Origin of the sequence: Thermosynechococcus sp. HN-54, from assembly GCF_023650955.1 — a bacterium.
In the GTDB taxonomy this organism is placed as follows: Bacteria; Cyanobacteriota; Cyanobacteriia; order Thermosynechococcales; family Thermosynechococcaceae; genus Thermosynechococcus.
This window is the reverse complement of record NZ_CP098039.1, coordinates 1977735-1997341: the sequence shown is the minus strand read 5'-3', so window position 1 is coordinate 1997341 and position 19607 is coordinate 1977735. Positions and strand designations below refer to the sequence as shown.

The 19607-nt window shown below is 51.6% G+C and carries 20 protein-coding genes and 1 tRNA gene; 7 read left to right on the top strand and 14 right to left on the bottom strand.

Going from position 1 to position 19607, the window contains the following annotated elements; genetic code table 11:
* Nucleotides 1–45 precede the first annotated feature (45 nt).
* From NBE99_RS09645 to NBE99_RS09630, 4 genes are all read right to left on the bottom strand, one after another.
* Nucleotides 46–618 (bottom strand): Uma2 family endonuclease, encoded by a 573-nt coding sequence (locus NBE99_RS09645; RefSeq protein ID WP_250681869.1) that lies wholly within the window; start codon nt 616–618, stop codon nt 46–48.
* Nucleotides 619–762: 144 nt separating this feature from the next.
* Nucleotides 763–1587, bottom strand: a complete 825-nt coding sequence (locus tag NBE99_RS09640) for an urease accessory protein UreD (protein WP_250681868.1) — start codon at nt 1585–1587, stop codon at nt 763–765.
* 6 nt (nt 1588–1593) lie between these two features.
* Nucleotides 1594–3507 carry a tRNA uridine-5-carboxymethylaminomethyl(34) synthesis enzyme MnmG gene (mnmG, locus tag NBE99_RS09635; protein WP_250681867.1) on the bottom strand — a complete coding sequence of 638 codons (1914 nt, stop codon included), beginning with the start codon at nt 3505–3507 and terminating at the stop codon, nt 1594–1596.
* 28 nt (nt 3508–3535) lie between these two features.
* The gene (locus NBE99_RS09630; protein ID WP_250681866.1) at nt 3536–3826 is read right to left on the bottom strand and encodes a YggT family protein; all 291 of its coding nucleotides are present in this window, start codon (nt 3824–3826) and stop codon (nt 3536–3538) included.
* Between the two features lie 292 nt (nt 3827–4118).
* On the opposite strand from NBE99_RS09630, the gene NBE99_RS09625 reads away from it, so the two are divergent.
* Complete coding sequence (locus NBE99_RS09625; RefSeq protein WP_250681865.1) at nt 4119–4931, top strand: hypothetical protein; 813 nt, start codon at nt 4119–4121, stop codon at nt 4929–4931.
* 69 nt (nt 4932–5000) lie between these two features.
* Here NBE99_RS09625 and NBE99_RS09620 read toward each other — a convergent pair whose 3' ends face one another.
* The 6 genes from NBE99_RS09620 to NBE99_RS09595 form a co-directional block, all read right to left on the bottom strand.
* A complete protein-coding gene (locus tag NBE99_RS09620; protein ID WP_250681864.1) occupies nt 5001–5387 on the bottom strand; it encodes a BsaWI family type II restriction enzyme in 387 nt (128 codons plus the stop codon).
* Nucleotides 5374–5754, bottom strand: coding sequence for a hypothetical protein (locus NBE99_RS09615; protein ID WP_250681863.1), 381 nt, complete (start codon nt 5752–5754; stop codon nt 5374–5376). The genes NBE99_RS09620 and NBE99_RS09615 overlap by 14 nt, the downstream gene beginning before the upstream one ends.
* 57 nt (nt 5755–5811) lie before the next feature.
* Nucleotides 5812–6774, bottom strand: coding sequence for a transposase (locus tag NBE99_RS09610; RefSeq protein WP_399371026.1), 963 nt, complete (start codon nt 6772–6774; stop codon nt 5812–5814).
* Nucleotides 6775–6931: 157 nt separating this feature from the next.
* Nucleotides 6932–7909 (bottom strand): DNA (cytosine-5-)-methyltransferase, encoded by a 978-nt coding sequence (dcm, locus tag NBE99_RS09605; protein WP_305879872.1) that lies wholly within the window; start codon nt 7907–7909, stop codon nt 6932–6934.
* Between the two features lie 40 nt (nt 7910–7949).
* Nucleotides 7950–8582, bottom strand: coding sequence for a Holliday junction branch migration protein RuvA (gene ruvA, locus NBE99_RS09600; protein ID WP_250683716.1), 633 nt, complete (start codon nt 8580–8582; stop codon nt 7950–7952).
* A gap of 41 nt (nt 8583–8623) precedes the next feature.
* A tRNA-Thr gene (locus NBE99_RS09595) sits at nt 8624–8695 on the bottom strand.
* Between the two features lie 142 nt (nt 8696–8837).
* On the opposite strand from NBE99_RS09595, the gene NBE99_RS09590 reads away from it, so the two are divergent.
* Genes NBE99_RS09590 through NBE99_RS09580 form a run of 3 tightly spaced genes read left to right on the top strand, consistent with a single transcriptional unit; the run spans nt 8838 to nt 12019 of the window.
* A complete protein-coding gene (locus NBE99_RS09590; protein ID WP_250681862.1) occupies nt 8838–10181 on the top strand; it encodes an adenylosuccinate synthase in 1344 nt (447 codons plus the stop codon).
* Between the two features lie 14 nt (nt 10182–10195).
* Entirely contained in the window at nt 10196–10501 is a 306-nt protein-coding gene (rplY, locus tag NBE99_RS09585) for a 50S ribosomal protein L25 (protein WP_250681861.1), read from the top strand.
* 51 nt (nt 10502–10552) lie between these two features.
* Nucleotides 10553–12019, top strand: coding sequence for a TldD/PmbA family protein (locus tag NBE99_RS09580; RefSeq protein WP_250681860.1), 1467 nt, complete (start codon nt 10553–10555; stop codon nt 12017–12019).
* Between the two features lie 248 nt (nt 12020–12267).
* Here the strand turns inward: NBE99_RS09580 and ftsH4 are convergent, their stop codons facing one another.
* The gene (ftsH4, locus tag NBE99_RS09575; protein ID WP_250681859.1) at nt 12268–14127 is read right to left on the bottom strand and encodes an ATP-dependent zinc metalloprotease FtsH4; all 1860 of its coding nucleotides are present in this window, start codon (nt 14125–14127) and stop codon (nt 12268–12270) included.
* Nucleotides 14128–14315: 188 nt separating this feature from the next.
* Here ftsH4 and prfB point away from each other — a divergent pair.
* Nucleotides 14316–15429, top strand: a protein-coding gene (gene prfB / locus NBE99_RS09570; protein ID WP_250681858.1) for a peptide chain release factor 2 whose coding sequence is annotated in 2 segments (ribosomal slippage) — nt 14316–14390 and nt 14392–15429 — 1113 coding nt in all. Because the reading frame shifts where the segments join, the coding sequence is not laid out codon by codon here.
* 58 nt (nt 15430–15487) lie between these two features.
* On the opposite strand, the gene atpC is transcribed toward prfB, so the two are convergent.
* The 3 genes from atpC to NBE99_RS09555 form a co-directional block, all read right to left on the bottom strand.
* Nucleotides 15488–15904 (bottom strand): ATP synthase F1 subunit epsilon, encoded by a 417-nt coding sequence (gene atpC / locus NBE99_RS09565; protein ID WP_250681857.1) that lies wholly within the window; start codon nt 15902–15904, stop codon nt 15488–15490.
* 69 nt (nt 15905–15973) lie between these two features.
* On the bottom strand, nt 15974–17422 hold the full coding sequence (gene atpD / locus NBE99_RS09560; RefSeq protein ID WP_149817323.1) for a F0F1 ATP synthase subunit beta: 1449 nt from the start codon (nt 17420–17422) through the stop codon (nt 15974–15976).
* A 227-nt stretch (nt 17423–17649) separates the two neighbouring features.
* Nucleotides 17650–17844 (bottom strand): DUF2862 domain-containing protein, encoded by a 195-nt coding sequence (locus NBE99_RS09555; RefSeq protein WP_250681856.1) that lies wholly within the window; start codon nt 17842–17844, stop codon nt 17650–17652.
* 72 nt (nt 17845–17916) lie between these two features.
* Between NBE99_RS09555 and NBE99_RS09550 the strand changes: the two genes are divergently transcribed.
* The gene (locus tag NBE99_RS09550) at nt 17917–18948 is read left to right on the top strand and encodes a D-alanine--D-alanine ligase family protein (RefSeq protein ID WP_250681855.1); all 1032 of its coding nucleotides are present in this window, start codon (nt 17917–17919) and stop codon (nt 18946–18948) included.
* 105 nt (nt 18949–19053) lie between these two features.
* Nucleotides 19054–19596 (top strand): 4Fe-4S binding protein, encoded by a 543-nt coding sequence (locus NBE99_RS09545; RefSeq protein ID WP_250681854.1) that lies wholly within the window; start codon nt 19054–19056, stop codon nt 19594–19596.
* Nucleotides 19597–19607: the final 11 nt, after the last annotated feature.

The window sequence follows — 19607 nt, the reverse complement described above, 5'->3', positions numbered from 1 at the left end:
ACCCTGACTGCGCAGCAGGGAATGCGACAGCAAGATAGAGAATCACTAATCCCAGATCAACGTTAAATCCATCACGAAGTTGGGCAATACCGGTTCGCCTGAGAGGTGAGAGGGATGCTCCAAAAGCTGCATAGCTTGGCCGAGTTGATAACAGTAAACTTGGTGCGTTTCCGAATCAATTAACCACCCCAATTGGGCACCATTGTCCACATACTCCTGCATCTTAGCTTGGAGAGAGGCAAGGTCATCTGTGGGAGACTTGAGTTCCAACACAAAATCGGGACAGATGGGAGCAAATCGGCGGCGTTGCTCAGGGGTGAGACGTTGCCAGCGGCTTTTTTCAATCCAAGCAGCATCAGGGGAGCGAATGGCTCCATTGGCTAAGGTAAAGCCCGCGGAGGAATCGAAGGTTACACCGAGTTTCATTTGTTGATTCCAGTACCATAACTGGGCACTGAGGCTTAGGTTTTGACGGCTACTTTCACTGCCAGCAGGCGCCATGGCAATTAATTCTCCCTGAGCACTACGTTCCAGCCGCAGGTCGGGATTGCTCCGGCAAAGTTGCTCGAAGGCCTCGTCCGTCAGTTCAATTGTGGGGCGGAGGTTCAGGGCAATCATGGGCTGGTTCTGCAAAAAGGGTAGCTTCTAGCGAGATATTTGCCCGCCTCTCCTATTGCTCAAGGCGAGCTGAGTGTCTCATCCAAAAACCATCATAAATCTCGTCGCTGGAGATCGCGTCCTCCAGAAGGCCAATGCTGCTGATTACCGTGGCCAAACTCGTGGATAACAAGGCGAGGAACTGGCATCTTGTGCCTGTCGTAACATTTGCCAAGCCGCCACAAACCAGTGCCGTAATTCCCCCATTGAGTGACCGCGATAGCGACAAACTACCCCACGAATCAGGGCACTGACCCCCATCTCCCCCTGAATCCCCGTTGCTAAATCCCGCAGCCGTTGTATCTGTTCGCCGCTCACTTCCCTACCTACCCAAGCCAATGTCCCCATGAGGGGACACCCCTGCAATGCATTCATCGCTGTTAGCCGCACTGTTGTGCCCTCAATCCGCTGGCGATCGAGCCACAGGGGCACACCTGCTTGCCACACCTCCGTATGGGAACGCCAATAGCCACGACTAAAGGCTTCACCGCGAGCCGTGCGGCCAAAGCGGGTCATCTCCCACAGGCAAACCTGTGCACTGGGGTCAAGGTCAATGCGTAGGCGTTGGCAAAATTGGGCACCGTCAAAGACAATTGTTTCTTGGGGCAGCCATTCTAAAACAGCCTCATTAGCAATGTGGCAGTGGATGGTTTGTTCGACAACGGTTTGAGCACGGCCGTAGATTTTAGCAGCAGCAGCCGTTGTCAATAGGGCACGACACTGGGGATCAAGGCGAATCTTTTGATGCAGGCGATCGCCCCCCACATAGCCCCCCGCCGTATGCAGGATTACACTGTGGCAAATCGGCCTTCCCTCGGGATAAAACGACCGTTGCAGCTTTAGGGGTGCCGAGGCATAGGCCCGCACTGGAATCGTCTGTCCCTGCTGCCAAGCATAGGCCAACTCCAGTTCTCCCAACCAGCCGGCCACGCGGTCTTAGCCCCCCACCGCCGTTAGGGATTGTCGCTGCTGTTGCACCTGGAGATAGACCAAAAGGGCATTAATATCTGCTGGGTTTACCCCACCAATACGGCTGGCTTGACCAATCGTCAAGGGGCGAATAGCACTGAGTTTTTCCCGTGCCTCCATCGAAAGGGTAGGGATGGCAAAGTAATCCAAATCCGCAGGCAAAGGACGCTGTTCTTGGCGGGCAATCTGCTCAATTTCCCGTTGCTGTCGCTCAATGTAGCCGGCGTACTTAATAGCAATTTCAACCGCCTCCTTCTCTTGGGGGGTCAAGTCGGGATTGCCGAGGCCATGGCGATCTAATAGTTCGTAGTGTACCCCCGATCGCCGCAGCAACTCATCAAGGGCAATGGCACTCTTAATCGCTTGACCTGTCGCGGCCACAATCGCTTCGCCGACGGATTCATGGGCTTTAATGCGCCTTGTTTGCAGGCGTTGGGTCTCCGCCGCAAGGCGCCGTTGCTTTGCTTGAAACACCTGCCACTGCGCTTCACTCACCAAGCCAATCTCATACCCCAGCGGGGTGAGCCGCTGGTCAGCATTGTCCGATCGCAAGACCAAGCGATATTCCGAGCGGCTAGTGAGCATGCGGTACGGTTCCCGCAGTTCCTTCGTACACAGATCGTCAATGAGAGTGCCGATGTAGCTCTCTTGACGCGGGAAGGTAATCATTGGCTTCCCTTGAACAAACCGAGCTGCGTTAATCCCAGCCACAATCCCTTGGGCGGCCGCTTCCTCATAGCCCGTGGTGCCATTAATTTGCCCCGCACAAAACAGCCCCTGAATTTTTTTCGTCATCAGGGTGGGAAAGCATTGGGTTGCCGGCAAGTAGTCGTACTCCACTGCATAGGCGGGACGCAGCATAATGCAGTTTTCTAGCCCCGGTAGCGTGCGCAACAGTTGCAGTTGCAGGGGTTCCGGTAGCCCTGTGGAAAAGCCTTGGATATAGAGTTCTGGTGTATCACGGCCTTCGGGTTCAATGAAAATTTGATGGCTTTCTTTATCGGCAAAGCGAACAATTTTATCCTCAATGCTGGGGCAGTAGCGGGGACCTTTGGCATCCACCCAACCACCATAGACGGGTGTCAGGTGCAAATTCTCGCGAATTAGTTGGTGAGTCGCAGCAGTGGTGCGCGTCAAGTAGCAGTTCATTTGCGGCCGCTTGACCCATGCGTTGGGATCAAAGCTAAACCAGCGCACCTGCCCATCTGGGGGCTGGGGTTCCATTTTGCTGTAATCCACCGATCGCCGATCCACCCGTGCGGGCGTTCCTGTTTTCAGGCGATCCACTTCAAAGCCGAGGCGGGCTAAGGTTTGGGAGAGTCCCTCGGCAGCAAATTCGCCAGCCCGACCAGCGGGCATGGATTTATTCCCCACCCAAATGCGGCCACCGAGGAAGGTGCCCGTCGTCAGGATCACTGCTTGACAGCGAAAGGCGACGCCAAAATAGGTTTCAACCCCAATCACCATGTCATTTGAGTCGAGGATTAAATCCGTCACCATGCCCTCGCGCACAAGCAAGTTAGGTTGATTTTCCACCACCTGCTTCATGACGGCGCTGTATTCGCGCTTATCGGTTTGCGCCCGCAATGCCCAGACCGCTGGCCCCCGTGAGGCATTCAGGAGCCGCTTTTGCAGATAGGTGCGATCGGTCACACGCCCAATTTCGCCCCCAAGGGCATCCACTTCGTGCACCAGTTGCGATTTTGCGGGGCCACCCACCGCAGGATTACAGGGCTGCCAAGCAATTTTATCGAGGTTGAGGGTCAGCAAGAGGGTACGACAGCCCAACCGTGCCGTTGCCAAGGCCGCTTCACAGCCGGCGTGACCCGCACCGACAACAATGACATCAAATTCATCCTGAAATGCAGGCAGCGTTGACATGGCGATTGCCCCCTAGGCTAGCAATGGTTTAGAAGAAGGTGGCGCTACTGGAGAACCCCGATAAGAGTTGGACAATAAATTGCAAGAGGAAGAAGGCAATAATCGGCGAAAAGTCAAGGCCGCCAATGGGGGGAATCAGACCACGAAAGAGATTCAGGTAAGGATCTGTTAACTGACTGAGAATTGAAAAGGGCGGATTGTACCAGTTGATATTGGGAAACCAAGACAGCAGGACGCGAATCAGCAGCACAATTAAGTAGATCTGCAAAAAGTTCGCAATCCCCATCAATAGAATGGGCAATACAGGTGCCTCGGTCATTGGTCTTCCCCTTGCAAATTCAAGTGCATCCCTTATTGTACCAATGCTGGCAAGAAGCTAGCCCCAGCGGTCATTCTCCCTCGCTAGACTAGGAAATAGAAGTTTCTACATTGATTCCCAAACGTTATCACTCTGCTCCTGCATAGGGGAGCGATCGCCAAAGGATTAAAGAGATAGAGGCCTGTCCGACAGCGGCTTTGACTGTTTTGGGCGGGTTCCATCCTTAGGAAAAGGGCTGTATTCTGGATTGCGGCGTTTTCATTGACATTCAACTGAAGTTCAGGGGTTGAGTATGTTACAGATGTCGGCCATGGGTCATACAGTGGTGGGCACCTATGCCCTGATTGGATTTACCATCTCTGGCCTATCGTTTTTGCGGGCGTGGGTACAGCGGCAGTACAAGGGTTCTGTGCAACGTTTGAAGGAAGAGTGCGATCGCCTGCACAAGATTGTCAACGAACAAGCCCAGCGCATTGAAGGGCTAAAGGAACTGGTCAGCCGTAGCGAACAGGAGCGCGATCGCCAGCGCCAAGAAATTGAGCAATTGCGCTCAGAGGTGGAACAGCTGCAACACCGCTGTCAGGAGCTAGAAGACCAGCAGCAGCAGCTTCAAGAGCAAGTGAGGGATTATCGTCAGCAAGTGGCGGAATTAACCGATGCCCTCAACAATAGCCAAGCGGAAAACGAAGCCCTACGGGACAATTGCGATCGCTATCGCCAAGAGCTAGAAACCGCCTACCAACGCAGTAGCAGCCTCGAAGAAGAATATGCCAGTCAAACGGCGACATTGACCGCTTCTCTCACCACGATTGAAGCCACCTGTCGCGAAAAAGAGGCAGAACTAGCGGCTTGTCATGCCACGGTGAGCGATCGCGATCGTGAAATTGATGAGCTACACCATGAGATTGCAGATCTGAACCAAGAAGTCGAGCAGCTTCAGCAAACCGTTGAACACCTGCAAACGCAAAAGCAAGGGGCAAATATCTATTCCCAATGGCTGACATGGCTCAGCAGCACTGTAGCGATCGCAGCTCTGGTGCTCAACCTTGGGCCTTGGAGTCCCCTGTGGACAGCGATCTATTCTCGCCTGCCGATGTTTTCCTAGGGATTCAAATCGTTCACTATAGTTTGCTGATACTAGGGGGCATAAAACTGCCCCTTTTTTATTTGCGGCTTAAAACAAACTAAGCTGAACATAGGGATTTGAGAGCTTTTCTATAGCAAACGGAATTAGGTTGGAGAGAGGATAAATAAACGAGTTCTCTGTAACACTTATTTCCTTAGCAATAAAAGATCGATCAAAAAACTTCAACAGTCCTCGTTGCTGAGGATGACTCACTTCATTGTAAAAGTTCGTTGTTGCAAAACAGATAATTGGAATTACTGATGAGTTATAGGAGATGTTATATTTTTCACGTAATTCGGGGCTATGTAGAGCAATTTCCATTAGAAGTTTCCACTTATAAGTTTGAGCCGCTCTTTCTCTCAAGGAAGTTTTAAGAGACAAAATAATATAACTTTCTGGTGGATATTTTTGCTTGGCGTTACTATATAATTGCATAAATTACAATATCCATATCTGGTTTTTGTACTTCATTTTGGATATTGATATTAATTGCACTCTTGAAATTTGGAATACTCGATAGCTGAGATGTTATGAACATCCAGTTGGGTATATTTTTGTGACATTTATTAACAAGAAATATGTAAATTAATGCATTGGAGAAAGCATTGCCAACAATGCTCTTTATGGCTTGACTTTTATTCTTTATTTTCTTCTGTTGAAGTCTTTGATATAAAATCATTTCCACATCAGTCTGGGAAGCTCGTATGATCTTGTTTAACTGGTTAAGCACTAATAACCATGCTTCTTTTATATTGTTCTGACTAACAACCCATTGATTAATTCTCTTAACAATAGGCGTCATGTAATACTTATTAGGTGAAAGTCAGAAGTGTTGAATTCTGCAACAAAACTTAACATCCTAAGTGACAAGTAGCTCTGGCTGCCAATCAAAGCTCCAATGCACTATCGAGCAGCGGCGACTCAGTTCCAGTTGCAAATATCGCAATTTGTCTAATAGCTTCCTGCCAAAGTATTCAGGTATCTCCATTAGCTCTAAAATTAAGTACCCAATCAAAACCATATAAATCTGATTTATCACCCCATTCAAACTCTTCGTAATCAGCTTGTCTAATGATAAATGCATCTTTAGAAACTTCCATAAGTTCTCAATCCCCCACCGATGCCGATACAGCTCACTCACTTCCTCATCACTTAGATGCATTAGATTCGTCGCAATACGAAACTCTGTTCCATGCTCATCAAAAAATTGAACCACTCGGTATCTCTCATGATTGAGCTTCATTCTCATGTTATTCTTGATACGCACAACAAATAAACACTTCCTCTCACTCAGCCGCTCTAAAAATCTCCAACTCGCAAACCCTCTATCCATGATGGCAACGGCATTCTCAGGGATCATTTCTAAAATCTCGTCTTGAAAGCTTAGGTCATGTCTCTCCCCAAAAGAGACTACTGCCTTACCCAGGATGTTCTCTGTTAAATCAAATCCTGTAATTAACTTCACTTGATGGTATTTGTAGAACCAAAAGAGCTTACTCGTCAGGGTAATGACGGTTGAATCAATAGGAAACAGCATCAGACTTGAACAACGATGTCTCTTGCGAGCTTGAGACATGAGATGAGTGTAAATCCTCTCAAATAAGGTGGTTGTTCGAGTTTTGTTCGCCTTGGAAAACGTGGACATATCCACTGTAATCCCCGAATGATTCAAGCGATAAAATAAGGCTCTCATGCTGGTTAATCCTTGGTCGAGAATGTAGGTCAACCAGATTTTGAAGAACAATTGAGAGTTGAGGACGGGGTAGTCGCAAGGGCTGAGCTGCTTGAGAATAGACTTGACAAGAACTGAAAAAGATGCCATAGTAAGCTGATTAATTTTTCTTCTTTTGAGGGAAGAATACGACATTTCTTCCCTTTTTTCTAGCCTCTTAAACTATCTTTCAACACTTCTGGGTGAAAGTATCTCTCTTAGAACTTGCTTCTCCTGCTTGCTTAAAACATTCATTACCATATCTGAACTAAAAGAGAGTCAGCTGCTTAGTTTGTTTTAGTAGCTTTCTTTGGCTTAGAGATTTTAAAATCTCCTCAGCGATCGCTTTGACGAGTGGCACCACTACCGAATTGCCAAACTGCTGGTATGCTCTTGTATCACTAACCACAATCTTGAAAGAGTCAGGAAACCCCATTAAGCGCGCACATTCCCTTGGCGTCAGGCGACGCGGATTGTTGTTTTCTTGGGCAATCAGGATTTCCGAGCCATCTTTGTAATACCTTGCGCTTAACGTTCGGGTTACTCCCTCTAAATCAACTAGACCATAGCCAAATCCATTACCACGAGCACGATGCTTTTCAGCATAGTTTTGCAAATATTGCCACAGATGATTGCTCAAAGTATATTTAGCCTCTACTGATGGCTCTAGAATATCTCTGACTTTATGTCGTTGAGTTGGCAACTGAGGAAATGTAAATTCAAGAGGATCTCTAAAACCCACAATAAAAATCCTTTCGCGATGCTGCGGTACAAAATGAACGGCATTAATCACTTGATAATAAATGTAGTATCTCAAATCATTTAGGGTTTTTTGAATTGTTTGAAAGGTTCTACTGCGATCGTGACTTTGAAGATTTTTAACATTTTCTAGTAAAAAGGCTTTAGGCCGTTTATCCTTCAGGATTCTAGCGATCTCAAAAAATAGATTCCCCTGAGTGGGGTGCTGAAAACCATGGTGAATTCCTAAGGCATTATGCTTGCTGACACCCGCAATACTGAAGGGTTGACAGGGAAACCCTGCGAGTAAAATATCGTGATCGGGAATGTCCTCTGAGGAGATTTGCGTAATATCTCCTGCTGGCATCTCACCAAAGTTTGCTTCGTAGGTTATCTGGGCAAACTTGTTCCACTCTGAGCAAAAAATGCATTGACCCCCCGCTTGGGCAAAACCGAGCCGCATCCCACCGATGCCAGCAAATAGGCCAATAAAGGTTGGCTGCCCCATAGAAGTCTAGAGTAGGTGTCGTCTTTATTCATCCTAAGGCCTAGGTATTGGCACTTAGCCATGTAATTGCTTCTCGCAGCCATGCTTCTGGATCACTGTTCTTGGCAAGGGTACTTGTTTGCGCTACCGCCGTCAGTGCTGCTTGAATCTCGCGATCGCTATAGCCCAAGGCCAAGAGTGTTAGCTCTAGCTCTTCACGAATCGCTTCTGTAGGGAGACTAGAGGCAGGCGTCGTTAAACCCATTTCCTGTCGCCACGCACTCAGCGCTGCTTTGAGTTCAAGGGCAATACGTTCAGCGGTTTTGTTGCCCACTCCCGGTGCGCGGCTGAGACGGCGGGTATTGCCACTCACAATTGCCTGCACGAGTTCTGGCAAGGGCAGTGTATCCAGCAACGATAGCGCCATCTGTGGCCCAACCCCATTGACACGGATCAAACGTAAAAAGAGATCCCGCTCCGCTGCCGAGGCAAAGCCATAGAGGAGCATCTGATCCTCGCGGACACTGAGATGGGTAAAAATCTGCACCACCTCAGCACTCGGCGGGTATTGCCGCAACAGATGGGATGTGACCAGTAAGCGATAGCCGACCCCATTCACCTCTAGAATTAGGGCAGAGCGATGGCCACCTTCCGATTGATGGCCGACAACAGTTCCTCTGAGGTAGGCAAACACAGTATATTCCTGCTCGCAGACGGTTGCAGATAGGCTAGCCAAGCCGATGATGAGATTCGAACTCACGACCGCTCGATTACGAATCGAGTGCTCTACCACTGAGCTACATCGGCATTCAAGGCATTATTTATGCTAGCACGATCGCCCCTAGGACGGTCAGGGCAATGGCAAAATTTTTGCGATCGCGCGCTTGTGTGCATTTGCCCCAAGGGTTACAATAGACGATTGTGTTAATTAACGAGTTAAGAAAATCACTTGGCAAACGTCGTCGTTGTTGGTGCCCAGTGGGGCGATGAAGGCAAGGGTAAAATCACCGATCTCCTGAGCAAGTCTGCCGATGTGGTAGTCCGCTATCAGGGCGGTGTCAATGCAGGTCACACGATTGTCGTCAAAGACCAGACCCTGAAATTACACCTGATTCCGTCAGGGATTCTCTACCCCGATACGCAGTGCATCATTGGGGCAGGAACAGTGGTGGATCCTAAGGTGCTCCTTGAGGAACTCGCACAACTGGAACAGTTGGGGGTGAGCACAGAGAATCTGCTGATTGCAGAAACAGCCCATGTGACGATGCCCTACCATCGCCAGTTGGATATTGCTGCTGAGGAACGGCGTGGCTCGCGGCGCATTGGTACCACGGGACGGGGCATTGGCCCTACCTATGCCGATAAGTCGGAGCGCACAGGGATCCGCATGCTGGATCTGCTGGATGCTGAGCAGTTGGCCGCTAAGCTGGAGTGGGCGATCGCCCAAAAGAATTTGATCCTCGAAAAGCTCTACGGACTGGCTCCCCTCGAACCCCAGCCGATTATTGAAGAGTACTGCGCCTATGGTGAGCGCCTGCGATCGCACATTGTCGATGGTTCCCTCGTGCTGGATGATGCCATCCGCCGGCGGCGCAACATTCTCTTTGAAGGTGCCCAAGGTACCCTCTTAGACCTTGACCATGGCACATATCCCTACGTCACCTCCTCAAATCCTGTGGCTGGCGGTGCCTGTGTCGGAGCGGGGATTGGTCCGACGATGATTGACCGCGTGATTGGTGTCGCCAAAGCCTATACGACACGGGTCGGCGAAGGGCCTTTTCCGACGGAACTGCTAGATGAGGTGGGAGAACTCTTGGGCGATCGCGGTGCTGAATTTGGTACCACAACGGGACGGCGCCGCCGCTGTGGCTGGTTTGATGCCGTGATTGGTCGTTATGCTGTGCGCATCAATGGTCTCGATTGCTTGGCCATTACCAAGCTCGATGTCCTCGATGAATTGCCAGAGATCAAAGTCTGTGTCGCCTACGATATTGACGGTGAGCGCTGCGAACACTTCCCCAGCAATGCCCTCAAATTTGCCCGCTGTCGTCCCATCTATGAAACCCTGCCGGGGTGGCAGCAATCCACTAGTCATTGCCGCTCCCTTGATGATCTGCCCAAGGCGGCATTGAACTACCTCAAGTTTTTGGCTGAAATTATGTCTGTGCCCATCGCGATTGTGTCCTTGGGAGCAGAGCGCAGCCAAACCATCATTGTTGAGGATCCGATCCATGGCCCCAAACGGGCACTCCTCAAGGATGATGGCACCCAAGTCCATCCCGTTTTATCTTAATTGGAGTTGCAGCAATGTCTCGTTCCTTAGCGATTGAGGGGCAACTACGCCCTGCCGATGCCAAGCCCAATGCCCTGCGGCGTGAGGGCAAAACTCCTGCCGTTCTCTACGGCCCTACGATTGAATCTTCGATTTCCCTCGTGGTGGATACCCATGCCGCCGAATTTTTGGTGCGGGATGCCCGTCCCCAGAAAACCCCAATTCAGCTTTCGATCCCCGATCTGCCGTGGCAGGGAACGGTGGTGCTCCAAGAGGTGCAAGCCCACCCCGCCAAGGATACCCTCTATCACCTCTCCTTTTTAGCCAAAGCTGAAAACTAGGCTGCAAGGGGGAATTTGCTATAGTGGGGATATGTTAAGTGATTGTTAACAATGCCAGCCACGCTTCTTCGTTCTGCGGATCTTGCCCACCTTAGCTATTCCCCTGAAGGCGATCGCTTTGATGGCTCTTGGGAATCTCCCCTAGCCACTCTCCTTGGATTAGGGCGAGCCGCTGGCGCTGACTTTGTCGAGATTTTCCTAGAGCGCAATCAGTACGTGAGTGCCCTTGTGGAGGACGATCGCCTGACGAGTGTCTCGCCGCGGTTGAGCTTAGGGGCGGGTATTCGCGTTTTTCGGGGAACCAGTGATTGCTATGTCAGCACCAATGATCTCAGCTTCAAGGGTCTGCGGGCTGCCCTCGAAAAAGCCCTTGGCTTGATGGGGTTACTCCTGCCGAGTCCCCAAGCCTATGTGCCAGCAATTCACCTTGAGCTGCTGCGGGACTATGCCCAAGGCCGCAAAGAAAACTGGCTAGCCACCTGTAGTCCCATCGCCGAAGTGGCTGATATTCTGCTGGCGGGGAGCGATCGCCTGCGCCAGAAAACCCAACATCTGCAATCCCGCCGCCTCAGTTATTTTCGCGATTGGCAAGAGGTAATGGTAGCTGCCAGTGATGGCACCTTTGGTCGGGATATTCGCCTTACCCAGTCGGCAGTGGCCTCTGTTCTCTGTGCCGATGGCGAGCACCGCGCTTCCATTGGTGAGCGCAATGGCGATACCAGTAATCCAGACTTTTTGCGCCAGTGGGACTACACCACCTTGGCCGATACCGTTGCTGAAGCAGCCGGCAAAATGCTCTATGCCGACTACGTGGAATCGGGCACTTATCCGGTGATCATGGCCAACCAATTTGGGGGGGTGATCTTCCACGAAGCCTGTGGCCACCTCTTGGAAACGACACAAATTGAGCGGGGCACGACCCCCTTTGCCGATAAAAAAGGCGAAAAAATTGCCCATGAAAACTTGACGGCTTGGGATGAGGGGATTACCAGCGGTGCCTTCGGCAGTATTGATATGGACGATGAGGGGATGCCGTCTCAGCGCACGCTGCTGATTGAAAATGGGGTGCTCAAGAATTTTTTGAGCGATCGCGCGGGTTCGATGCGCACAGGGCACCCGCGCACGGGCAGTGGCCGCCGCCAAAGTTATACCTATGCCGCCGCTTCGCGGATGCGCAATACCTACATTGCCCCCGGTGAATACAGTGTTGAGGACTTGATGGCCTCCATTGATCGCGGCATTTACTGCAAACGTATGGGGGGCGGTAGTGTCGGTGCCACGGGTCAATTTAACTTTGCCGTTGAGGAAGCCTACTGGATTGAAAATGGCCAGATCAAACAGCCCCTCAAAGGAGCCACACTGATTGGCGAAGCAAAGGAAATCATGCAGCGAATCTCAATGTCTGCCAACGATTTGGCTCTTGCCCCCGGTTTTTGTGGCTCGATTAGCGGTAGTATCTACGTCACCGTTGGTCAACCCCACATTAAAGTCGATGCCATTACCGTCGGTGGCCGCTAAACTGATTACCTGCAGTTATGGGTTTGAGTAGAAATGCCCAAAGATTTTATATGTGAATTTTTGTGACTCTCGCTCCATTATCATGGAAGAAGAAGGGGAGCTAAGGCAGTGCAGCGCAGCTTTTTGATCGCCCTCATCACTTTGTGTGCGCCTTAGCTGCTCTTCTAAGACAAAAACATTGGACTGAATGACCAGTAATCCGCTGGTCTTTTTTTTGGCGTTTTCTTGGATTTTTGAGACTCCCTTGGTTAGGCAGCGGTGGGAGTTTTTACTTGAGCCAGTAGTTCGTGGAGTTCTTCGCCCTCAATCACTTCTTTTTCCAAGAGTTTTTGGGCGATCGCTTCGAGAAGGTCACGGTTTTCTTTGAGAATACTGAGGGCCTGCTGGTGAGCGGCTTCAACAATTTCCTTGACCTCACGATCGATGGCCTGAGCCGTTTCCTCACTGACTGCCCGTAGCATCATGCCATTGTTCGTCAACAAGCTCGCCTGTTGTTGCTCAAGGGCAAGGGGACCAAGGACTTTACTCATGCCGTAGCTGCGCACCATTCGCTCTGCCAAATCTGTTGCCCGCTGCAGATCATTAGCTGCCCCAGTAGTGATAGTACCAAAGACAATCTCCTCTGCCGATCGCCCCCCCAGCAATGTGGCAATTTGGGCACGCAGTTCTTGCTCATCAAGCAGGAAGCGGTCCTCCGTCGGCAACTGCAATGTGTAACCAAGGGCCGCCATGCCACGGGGCACAATCGAGATTTTCTCTACCCGACCACTGCCCGGCAGCGCACAGCCAACAAGGGCATGACCCACTTCGTGGTAGGCAACAATTTTCTTTTCCTTGTCATTGAGGACACGACTTTTCTTCTCAAGGCCAGCCACAATCCGTTCAATGGCTTCGGCAAAGTCCTGCTGCGTCACCACTTCCCGCTGATTGCGAGCCGCCAGTAGGGCTGCTTCATTGACTAGGTTGGCCAAGTCTGCACCAGCAAACCCTGGTGTACGGGCAGCGATCGCGTGCAGATCCACTTCAGGGGCCAGTTTCACCTTTTTGGCATGAATTTTCAAAATTGCCTCCCGACCACTTAAATCGGGGCGATCGACCAACACTTGGCGGTCAAAGCGTCCAGGGCGCAGCAATGCCGGATCAAGGGTTTCTGGTCGGTTCGTTGCAGCAAGGACAATCACCGTTGCCTCCGTGGCATCAAAGCCATCCATTTCTGTGAGGAGTTGGTTCAGGGTTTGCTCCCGCTCATCGTTCCCGCCATAAAAGCCTGCACTGGAACGGGACTTACCAATGGCATCTAACTCATCAATAAAGACAATACAGGGGGCTTGCTTTTTCGCCTGCTCAAAGAGATCCCGTACGCGGGCAGACCCGACACCCACAAATAGCTCGACAAACTCCGAACCCGAAATGGAGAAGAAAGGGACATTGGCTTCCCCCGCAACGGCTTTGGCCAGCAGGGTTTTCCCGGTTCCCGGTGGCCCCACCAGCAGCACCCCCTTGGGAATGCGGGCACCAATTTGAATATAGCGTTGGGGATTTTTCAGAAAATCAACAATCTCGACCAGTTCCGCTTTAGCTTCCTCAACCCCAGCCACATCATCAAAACGAATGCCCGTGTTCGCACCCTCGACATAAACCTTAGCGCGGCTTTTACTGATGGAGAGCACCCCCTGAGGCCCACCACCTGCTTGACGACTGGCGAAAAATTGAAAGATGAGCACAAACACAATCGGTGGAATCACCCAGCCAAGGACATTCAACAACCAACTATTGCGCGGTGGGGGGGCAGCGGCAAATTCAACTCCCTTTTCCTCCAAGAGCTTAGGTAACTCTAGATCAAAGATCGGCGTGGTCGCTAGTACTTGCGGTGACTTATCCCCTTGGGGTTTGAGTTGATAAAGAATTTCATTTTGACCCACGTAGGCGCGAGCCACTTCTCCCTCTTGCACCTGATGGATAAACATGCTGTAGGGAACCTGAGGTGGACGGGGGGCAAAAAGTTGGGGAAAAAGCAAGTTCAGCAGGAGAAATCCCAACCCCACGAAAAGAAGTAGATTACCAATCCAGCGATTGCGGGGTACTTCAGGTGGGTTCTTAATGGCCATAGGTTAGATTCCCCAGAGTTCACCTATCGATCATGGTGACACTTGGAAGGGACACAGGGCAAGGGTAAGAAGCTTAACCTTCGGTCACTCAACCCCGAAGCTAGTTTAGAAATGCCCGACGCCACAGTGAGGAAGTGGGCAAGCCTTTGCTAAAATATCAACAGAATTCTTCTCTTTTGCATCGTAGAATGATTGATTTAAGTACGCTCAAACGCGATTTTTCTTTGTTGCGGGATCGCCTGGGTCATACCCAGGACTATCTTTGACCCGGCGGCCTTAAACGCCAAGATTCACGACCTTGAGCACACCGCCGCGCAGCCCGACTTCTGGAATGATCAAGCGATCGCCCAAGGCACGCTCCAGCAGTTGACCGAAGCCAAAGACGCCCTCAACCAACTTCAGCAGTGGCAAAAAACCATTGAACACGTGGAAACGGCACTGGAACTGCTGGAGCTAGAGCCGGATGAAGGGCTGGTGACAGAGGCGACCACGCTGCTCAAGGATTTAGACGCCCAGTTGAGTCGCTGGGAACTAGAACAACTCCTTAGTGGCTCCTACGACAAAAACAATGCCATTCTCACAATTAATGCTGGTGCTGGCGGAACTGATGCTCAGGATTGGGCAGAAATGTTGCTGCGAATGTACACCCGCTGGGCAGAGCGCCACGGTTACCAGACCCATCTTGCAGAGTTATCAGAAGGGGAGGAGGCAGGTATCAAATCGGCGACATTGGAAATTCGCGGTCGCTATGCCTATGGTTATCTGCGCTCTGAAAAGGGTACCCATCGCCTTGTGCGCATTTCTCCCTTTAATGCCAATGGCAAACGGCAAACGAGCTTTGCGGGCGTGGATGTGATGCCGGAACTAGATCAATCCGTTACGGTTGAGATCCCGGAAAGCGATTTGGAGATTACCACTTCCCGCAGTGGTGGCAAGGGGGGGCAAAACGTGAACAAGGTGGAAACGGCAGTGCGTATTGTCCACAAACCAACAGGCTTGGCCGTCCGCTGTACGCAGGAGCGATCGCAACTGCAAAACAAGGAAAAAGCCCTTGCTATTCTCAAAGCCAAGCTATTGGTGATTGCCCAAGAGCAAAAAGCCAAGGAAATTGCCGATATTCGCGGGGATGCTGTTGAGGCAGCGTGGGGCAACCAAATTCGCAACTATGTTTTCCATCCGTACCAATTGGTCAAGGATCTGCGCACGGAGGTGGAAACCACGGCCATTCAAGACGTGCTGGATGGTGACCTTGATCCCTTTATCCAAGCCTACCTGCGGCAGCAGACGGAGGAAGCTCACTAAATAAAACCCCCCCCAGACAATTTGGGGAGGTCTTCAACTCCATCAGCTAGGAAAGGGGCTAAATCTCGACCACACCCCCTGCGGCCTGCAAGCGAGCACGGGCACGACGAAAGGCTTGGGTGGCTTGAATTTTCGCTTGTTTCGAGTCCCCCTGTTCAGCTTTAGCGAGGGCGGCTTGGGCGTCGGCAAACTCAGCCTTGGCTTTTTCAAGGTCAATTGTGTCCCCACGCTCGGCGCCGTTGACGAGGATCGTCACTTCATTGTTTTCAACTTCGGCAAAGCCGCCCATGAGGGCGATCGCCACCCATTCGCGGTCTTGGCGCACCCGCATCACGCCCGTTTCCAAGGCAGTTAAGAGGGGGGCATGATTTGAGAGAATACCCAATTGCCCCGTTGTGCTGGGCAAAATCACTTCTTCAGCGGGGGCATCCCAAACAGTTTTATCGGGTGCAATTACCCGGACGGTCATCACCATAACGCTTCCCTTGCCACTCAATATGATCGAAGGGCGGGTTGCCCCACCCTGTATGGACACCTGTGAAACCTAGGCTTTGAGTTTTTCAGCCTTAGCTTTGGCTTCTTCGATATTGCCCACCATGTAGAAGGCTTGTTCGGGCAAATCATCCAGCTCACCGCTGAGGATCATCTGGAAGCCTTTGATAGTTTCTTCGAGGGTGACGTATTTGCCAGGGGCACCGGTGAACACTTCCGCCACAAAGAAGGGCTGGGACAGGAACCGCTCAATTTTGCGTGCCCGCGCCACTGTCAGGCGGTCTTCCTCAGAGAGTTCATCGAGACCCAAAATGGCGATAATGTCCTGAAGCTCTTTGTAGCGCTGGAGGGTGGCTTGGACGGCCCGTGCGGTTTGATAGTGCTCCTGACCCACAATGTCCGGCTGCAACATGTTGGAGGTGGAGCCAAGGGGATCCACAGCGGGGTAAATCCCTTTTGCGGCTAGACCACGGGAGAGCACCGTTGTCCCATCCAAGTGGGCAAAGGTCGTAGCCGGAGCAGGGTCAGTCAAGTCGTCCGCAGGCACGTAAACTGCTTGAATCGAGGTAATTGAACCTTCGGTGGTCGAGGTAATCCGCTCTTGCAGGGCACCCACATCCGTACCGAGGGTGGGCTGATATCCCACCGCAGAGGGCATCCGACCCAGTAGCGCCGACACCTCAGAACCGGCTTGCACAAAGCGGAAGATGTTATCAATAAACAGCAGCACATCCTGCTTGTTGACATCGCGGAAGTATTCGGCCATCGTCAGCCCCGACAGACCCACGCGCATCCGTGCTCCAGGGGGTTCGTTCATTTGACCGTACACAAGGGCGATTTTGGATTTGCTGGGATCGTTTTTGTCAATGACGCCCGATTCAATCATTTCGTTGTAGAGGTCATTGCCTTCGCGGGTGCGTTCGCCCACGCCAGCAAATACCGAGACCCCACCGTGTTGGGTGGCAATGTTGTTGATGAGTTCCATCATGATCACGGTCTTGCCGACACCAGCACCGCCAAAGAGGCCAATTTTACCGCCACGGCGATAGGGGGTGAGTAGGTCAATCACCTTGATGCCGGTTTCAAACACCGAGGGCTTGGTTTCCAGTTGCGTAAAGCTGGGGGCGGGACGGTGAATGGGCAGAGTTTCAGTAGCACTAACAGCGCCTTTTTCGTCCACGGGTTCACCCAGCACATTGAAGATGCGGCCAAGGGTAGCTGTGCCTACGGGCACGCTGATGGGGGCACCGGTATCTACGGCTTCCATCCCCCGCACTAAGCCATCGGTGCTGCTCATGGCAACGGCACGGACACGGTTATCGCCAAGGAGTTGTTGCACTTCGCAGGTTACAGCCACGTCTAAGCCGGCCTCGTTTTTGCCTTGAATTCGCAGGGCGTTGTAAATGGCGGGCATTTTGCCACTGGGAAATTCAATGTCAACGACAGGGCCAATGACCTGAGTAATAAAGCCTACATTGGTTCGTTCTGCTGATATGACCATGGACGTTTGCCTACTGTCTAGGTAAATTCATTTGCGTTTTTCAGAGGGCGATCGCTCCCTAGGGGGCACAACGATCGAGACTGAAAGTGGAATGCAGCTTTTGGTGCAAGTGCACCACAATACAACGTACCACTAATGCAGCCTTTTTCTATCGGATTCAGTGGGATCCAAATCTGAGGTCTTATTGACCCCGCTCAGTTGCTGCGAAAAAGGCGCTAGGACAGGAATTAGCCGACGACTTCAATTTCGTCCTCAAAAAACCAAGTGCTAAAGCGATCGTCAAAGGTGACAATGACGCCAACTCCACTGCCATCGGTCATCTTAAAACCGGTAATTTGACCCACTTGGCCGAGTTTTTGAATGATGTCTTGGGCGACGCGATCGCGAATTCGACAGACGCGCACTTTTTGCCCCACGTCCATAGCAACTCCCAAACTTTGTATAATCCTTGAAAATCCTACCAAGAAACCGTCACATTCACACGGGTTTGCACTATGGGTCGTCTGCGGGTTGGGTTATTGTTTGGGGGTCGCTCACGGGAACATGAGGTCTCCGTAGTTTCAGCGGCAGCGATCGCCCAAGCCTTTGCCGAGGGCGACAATCGCGATCGCTATGAAGTGATTCCCATCTACATCCAAAAAGATGGCCGCTGGCGCTCTACAGACCATGTCGGCATCCCCCATGGCGCAGCACCAGAAGACTCCCTGTGGCACTTTCCTGCGGTTGCCGAAACTATTGATGTTTGGTTCCCGATGCTCCACGGCCCGAATGGCGAAGATGGGACGATGCAAGGCCTGCTGCAACTGATGCAACGCCCCTATATCGGTTCGGGGGTGGCTGCCTCGGCCATTGGTATGGACAAAATTCTGATGAAAACGGTCTTTGGGGCGGTGGGCTTACCCCAAGTGCGCTACATCGCTCTCCAGCGCAATGATCTGTGGTCGGATCCCTGCCGCTACAACCATTTGTGCGATCGCATTGAAACCGAATTGGGCTATCCCTGCTTTGTCAAACCTGCAAATCTTGGCTCCTCGGTGGGCATTTCCAAGGCCAAAAATCGCCAACAATTGACGACCGCGCTTGAGGCCGCGGCCGAACTGGATCGCCGCATTATTGTGGAAGCGGCTGTCACCGCTCGTGAGCTAGAGTGTGCCGTGCTCGGCAATGATAAGCCCCAAGCTTCTGTCGTGGGGGAGATTACCTACAGCAGTGAGTTTTACGACTACGAGACCAAATATACCGATGGCCGTGCTCAGCTCCATATTCCTGCCGAGATTCCCCCAGCCGTGAGTGAGCAGATCCGCACCATGTCGCTGCACGCTTTTCAAGCCCTTGATGCGGCTGGCCTTGCCCGCTTTGATTTCTTCTATGTGCCCAGTAGCGGTGAAGTACTGATTAATGAAGTGAATACGCTGCCGGGGTTTACCGCCCTGAGCATGTACCCGCAATTGTGGGCAGCCAGTGGCGTGCCCTTTCCGGAATTGGTGCATCGTTTGGTGCAGTTGGCGCTAGAGCGACACGGGTAGCGATTGACGCCTAAGGTAAAGAACGATGAAGGCAGGGCGGCAAGGTCTTGACGGTTTTGACTAAATAACTCTATATTCATATAAGACTATAAGGATAGGTTGGCTATGAAGCGATCGTTGCGCGGCAAGCCCAGTCAGTGGGCAACAATTTGGCTGTTCTTTTTGATTGCGATCGGTGGTCTTTGGTATCCGTGGCTGGGGTACCTGATGCTGGCAATGATGCTGGGTATTCCGGTGCTGGCCTATTTTCGCAGCCGCTACTGGTGTGGCAACCTGTGTCCTCGCGGCGCCTTCCTTGACATTGTGCTTTATCACTTTAGTCCGCACCGTCCCCACCCCAAACTGTTCAAAAAACAGAGTTTTCGTTGGGCGGTGTTTAGCTTCATCATGACGGTTTTTGCGATTCGCATGACGTTGGCATGGGGCAACTGGATGGCGGTGGGGGGCCTCTTTGTCAATATGTGCGTTGTCACGTCCATTGTTGCCATTCTCCTGGGGGTGCTCTTCAATCAGCGGGCTTGGTGTGCGATTTGTCCGATGGGAACCCTCCAAGAATCCCTAGGCAAACTGGGGAGTGGGCAAACCAAGGCCAAAAAAGCCAGTGCGAAGCCAGTGAAGTTGCTGCCTGAAGCCTCTAGCGATCGCTAGAATTCAAGGTA

Bases quoted from the DNA above. Each gene is read 5' to 3' on its own strand.
- NBE99_RS09645 (WP_250681869.1), bottom strand. From the start codon at position 618: ATGATTGCCCTGAACCTCCGCCCCACAATTGAACTGACGGACGAGGCC.
- mnmG (WP_250681867.1), bottom strand. From the start codon at position 3,507: ATGTCAACGCTGCCTGCATTTCAGGATGAATTTGATGTCATTGTTGTC.
- NBE99_RS09630 (WP_250681866.1), bottom strand. From the start codon at position 3,826: ATGACCGAGGCACCTGTATTGCCCATTCTATTGATGGGGATTGCGAAC.
- NBE99_RS09625 (WP_250681865.1), top strand. From the start codon at position 4,119: ATGTTACAGATGTCGGCCATGGGTCATACAGTGGTGGGCACCTATGCC.
- NBE99_RS09620 (WP_250681864.1), bottom strand. From the start codon at position 5,387: ATGCAATTATATAGTAACGCCAAGCAAAAATATCCACCAGAAAGTTAT.
- NBE99_RS09615 (WP_250681863.1), bottom strand. From the start codon at position 5,754: ATGACGCCTATTGTTAAGAGAATTAATCAATGGGTTGTTAGTCAGAAC.
- NBE99_RS09610 (WP_399371026.1), bottom strand. From the start codon at position 6,774: ATGGCATCTTTTTCAGTTCTTGTCAAGTCTATTCTCAAGCAGCTCAGC.
- dcm (WP_305879872.1), bottom strand. From the start codon at position 7,909: ATGGGGCAGCCAACCTTTATTGGCCTATTTGCTGGCATCGGTGGGATG.
- rplY (WP_250681861.1), top strand. From the start codon at position 10,196: ATGTCTCGTTCCTTAGCGATTGAGGGGCAACTACGCCCTGCCGATGCC.
- NBE99_RS09580 (WP_250681860.1), top strand. From the start codon at position 10,553: ATGCCAGCCACGCTTCTTCGTTCTGCGGATCTTGCCCACCTTAGCTAT.
- ftsH4 (WP_250681859.1), bottom strand. From the start codon at position 14,127: ATGGCCATTAAGAACCCACCTGAAGTACCCCGCAATCGCTGGATTGGT.
- atpC (WP_250681857.1), bottom strand. From the start codon at position 15,904: ATGGTGATGACCGTCCGGGTAATTGCACCCGATAAAACTGTTTGGGAT.
- atpD (WP_149817323.1), bottom strand. From the start codon at position 17,422: ATGGTCATATCAGCAGAACGAACCAATGTAGGCTTTATTACTCAGGTC.
- NBE99_RS09555 (WP_250681856.1), bottom strand. From the start codon at position 17,844: ATGGACGTGGGGCAAAAAGTGCGCGTCTGTCGAATTCGCGATCGCGTC.
- NBE99_RS09550 (WP_250681855.1), top strand. From the start codon at position 17,917: ATGGGTCGTCTGCGGGTTGGGTTATTGTTTGGGGGTCGCTCACGGGAA.
- NBE99_RS09545 (WP_250681854.1), top strand. From the start codon at position 19,054: ATGAAGCGATCGTTGCGCGGCAAGCCCAGTCAGTGGGCAACAATTTGG.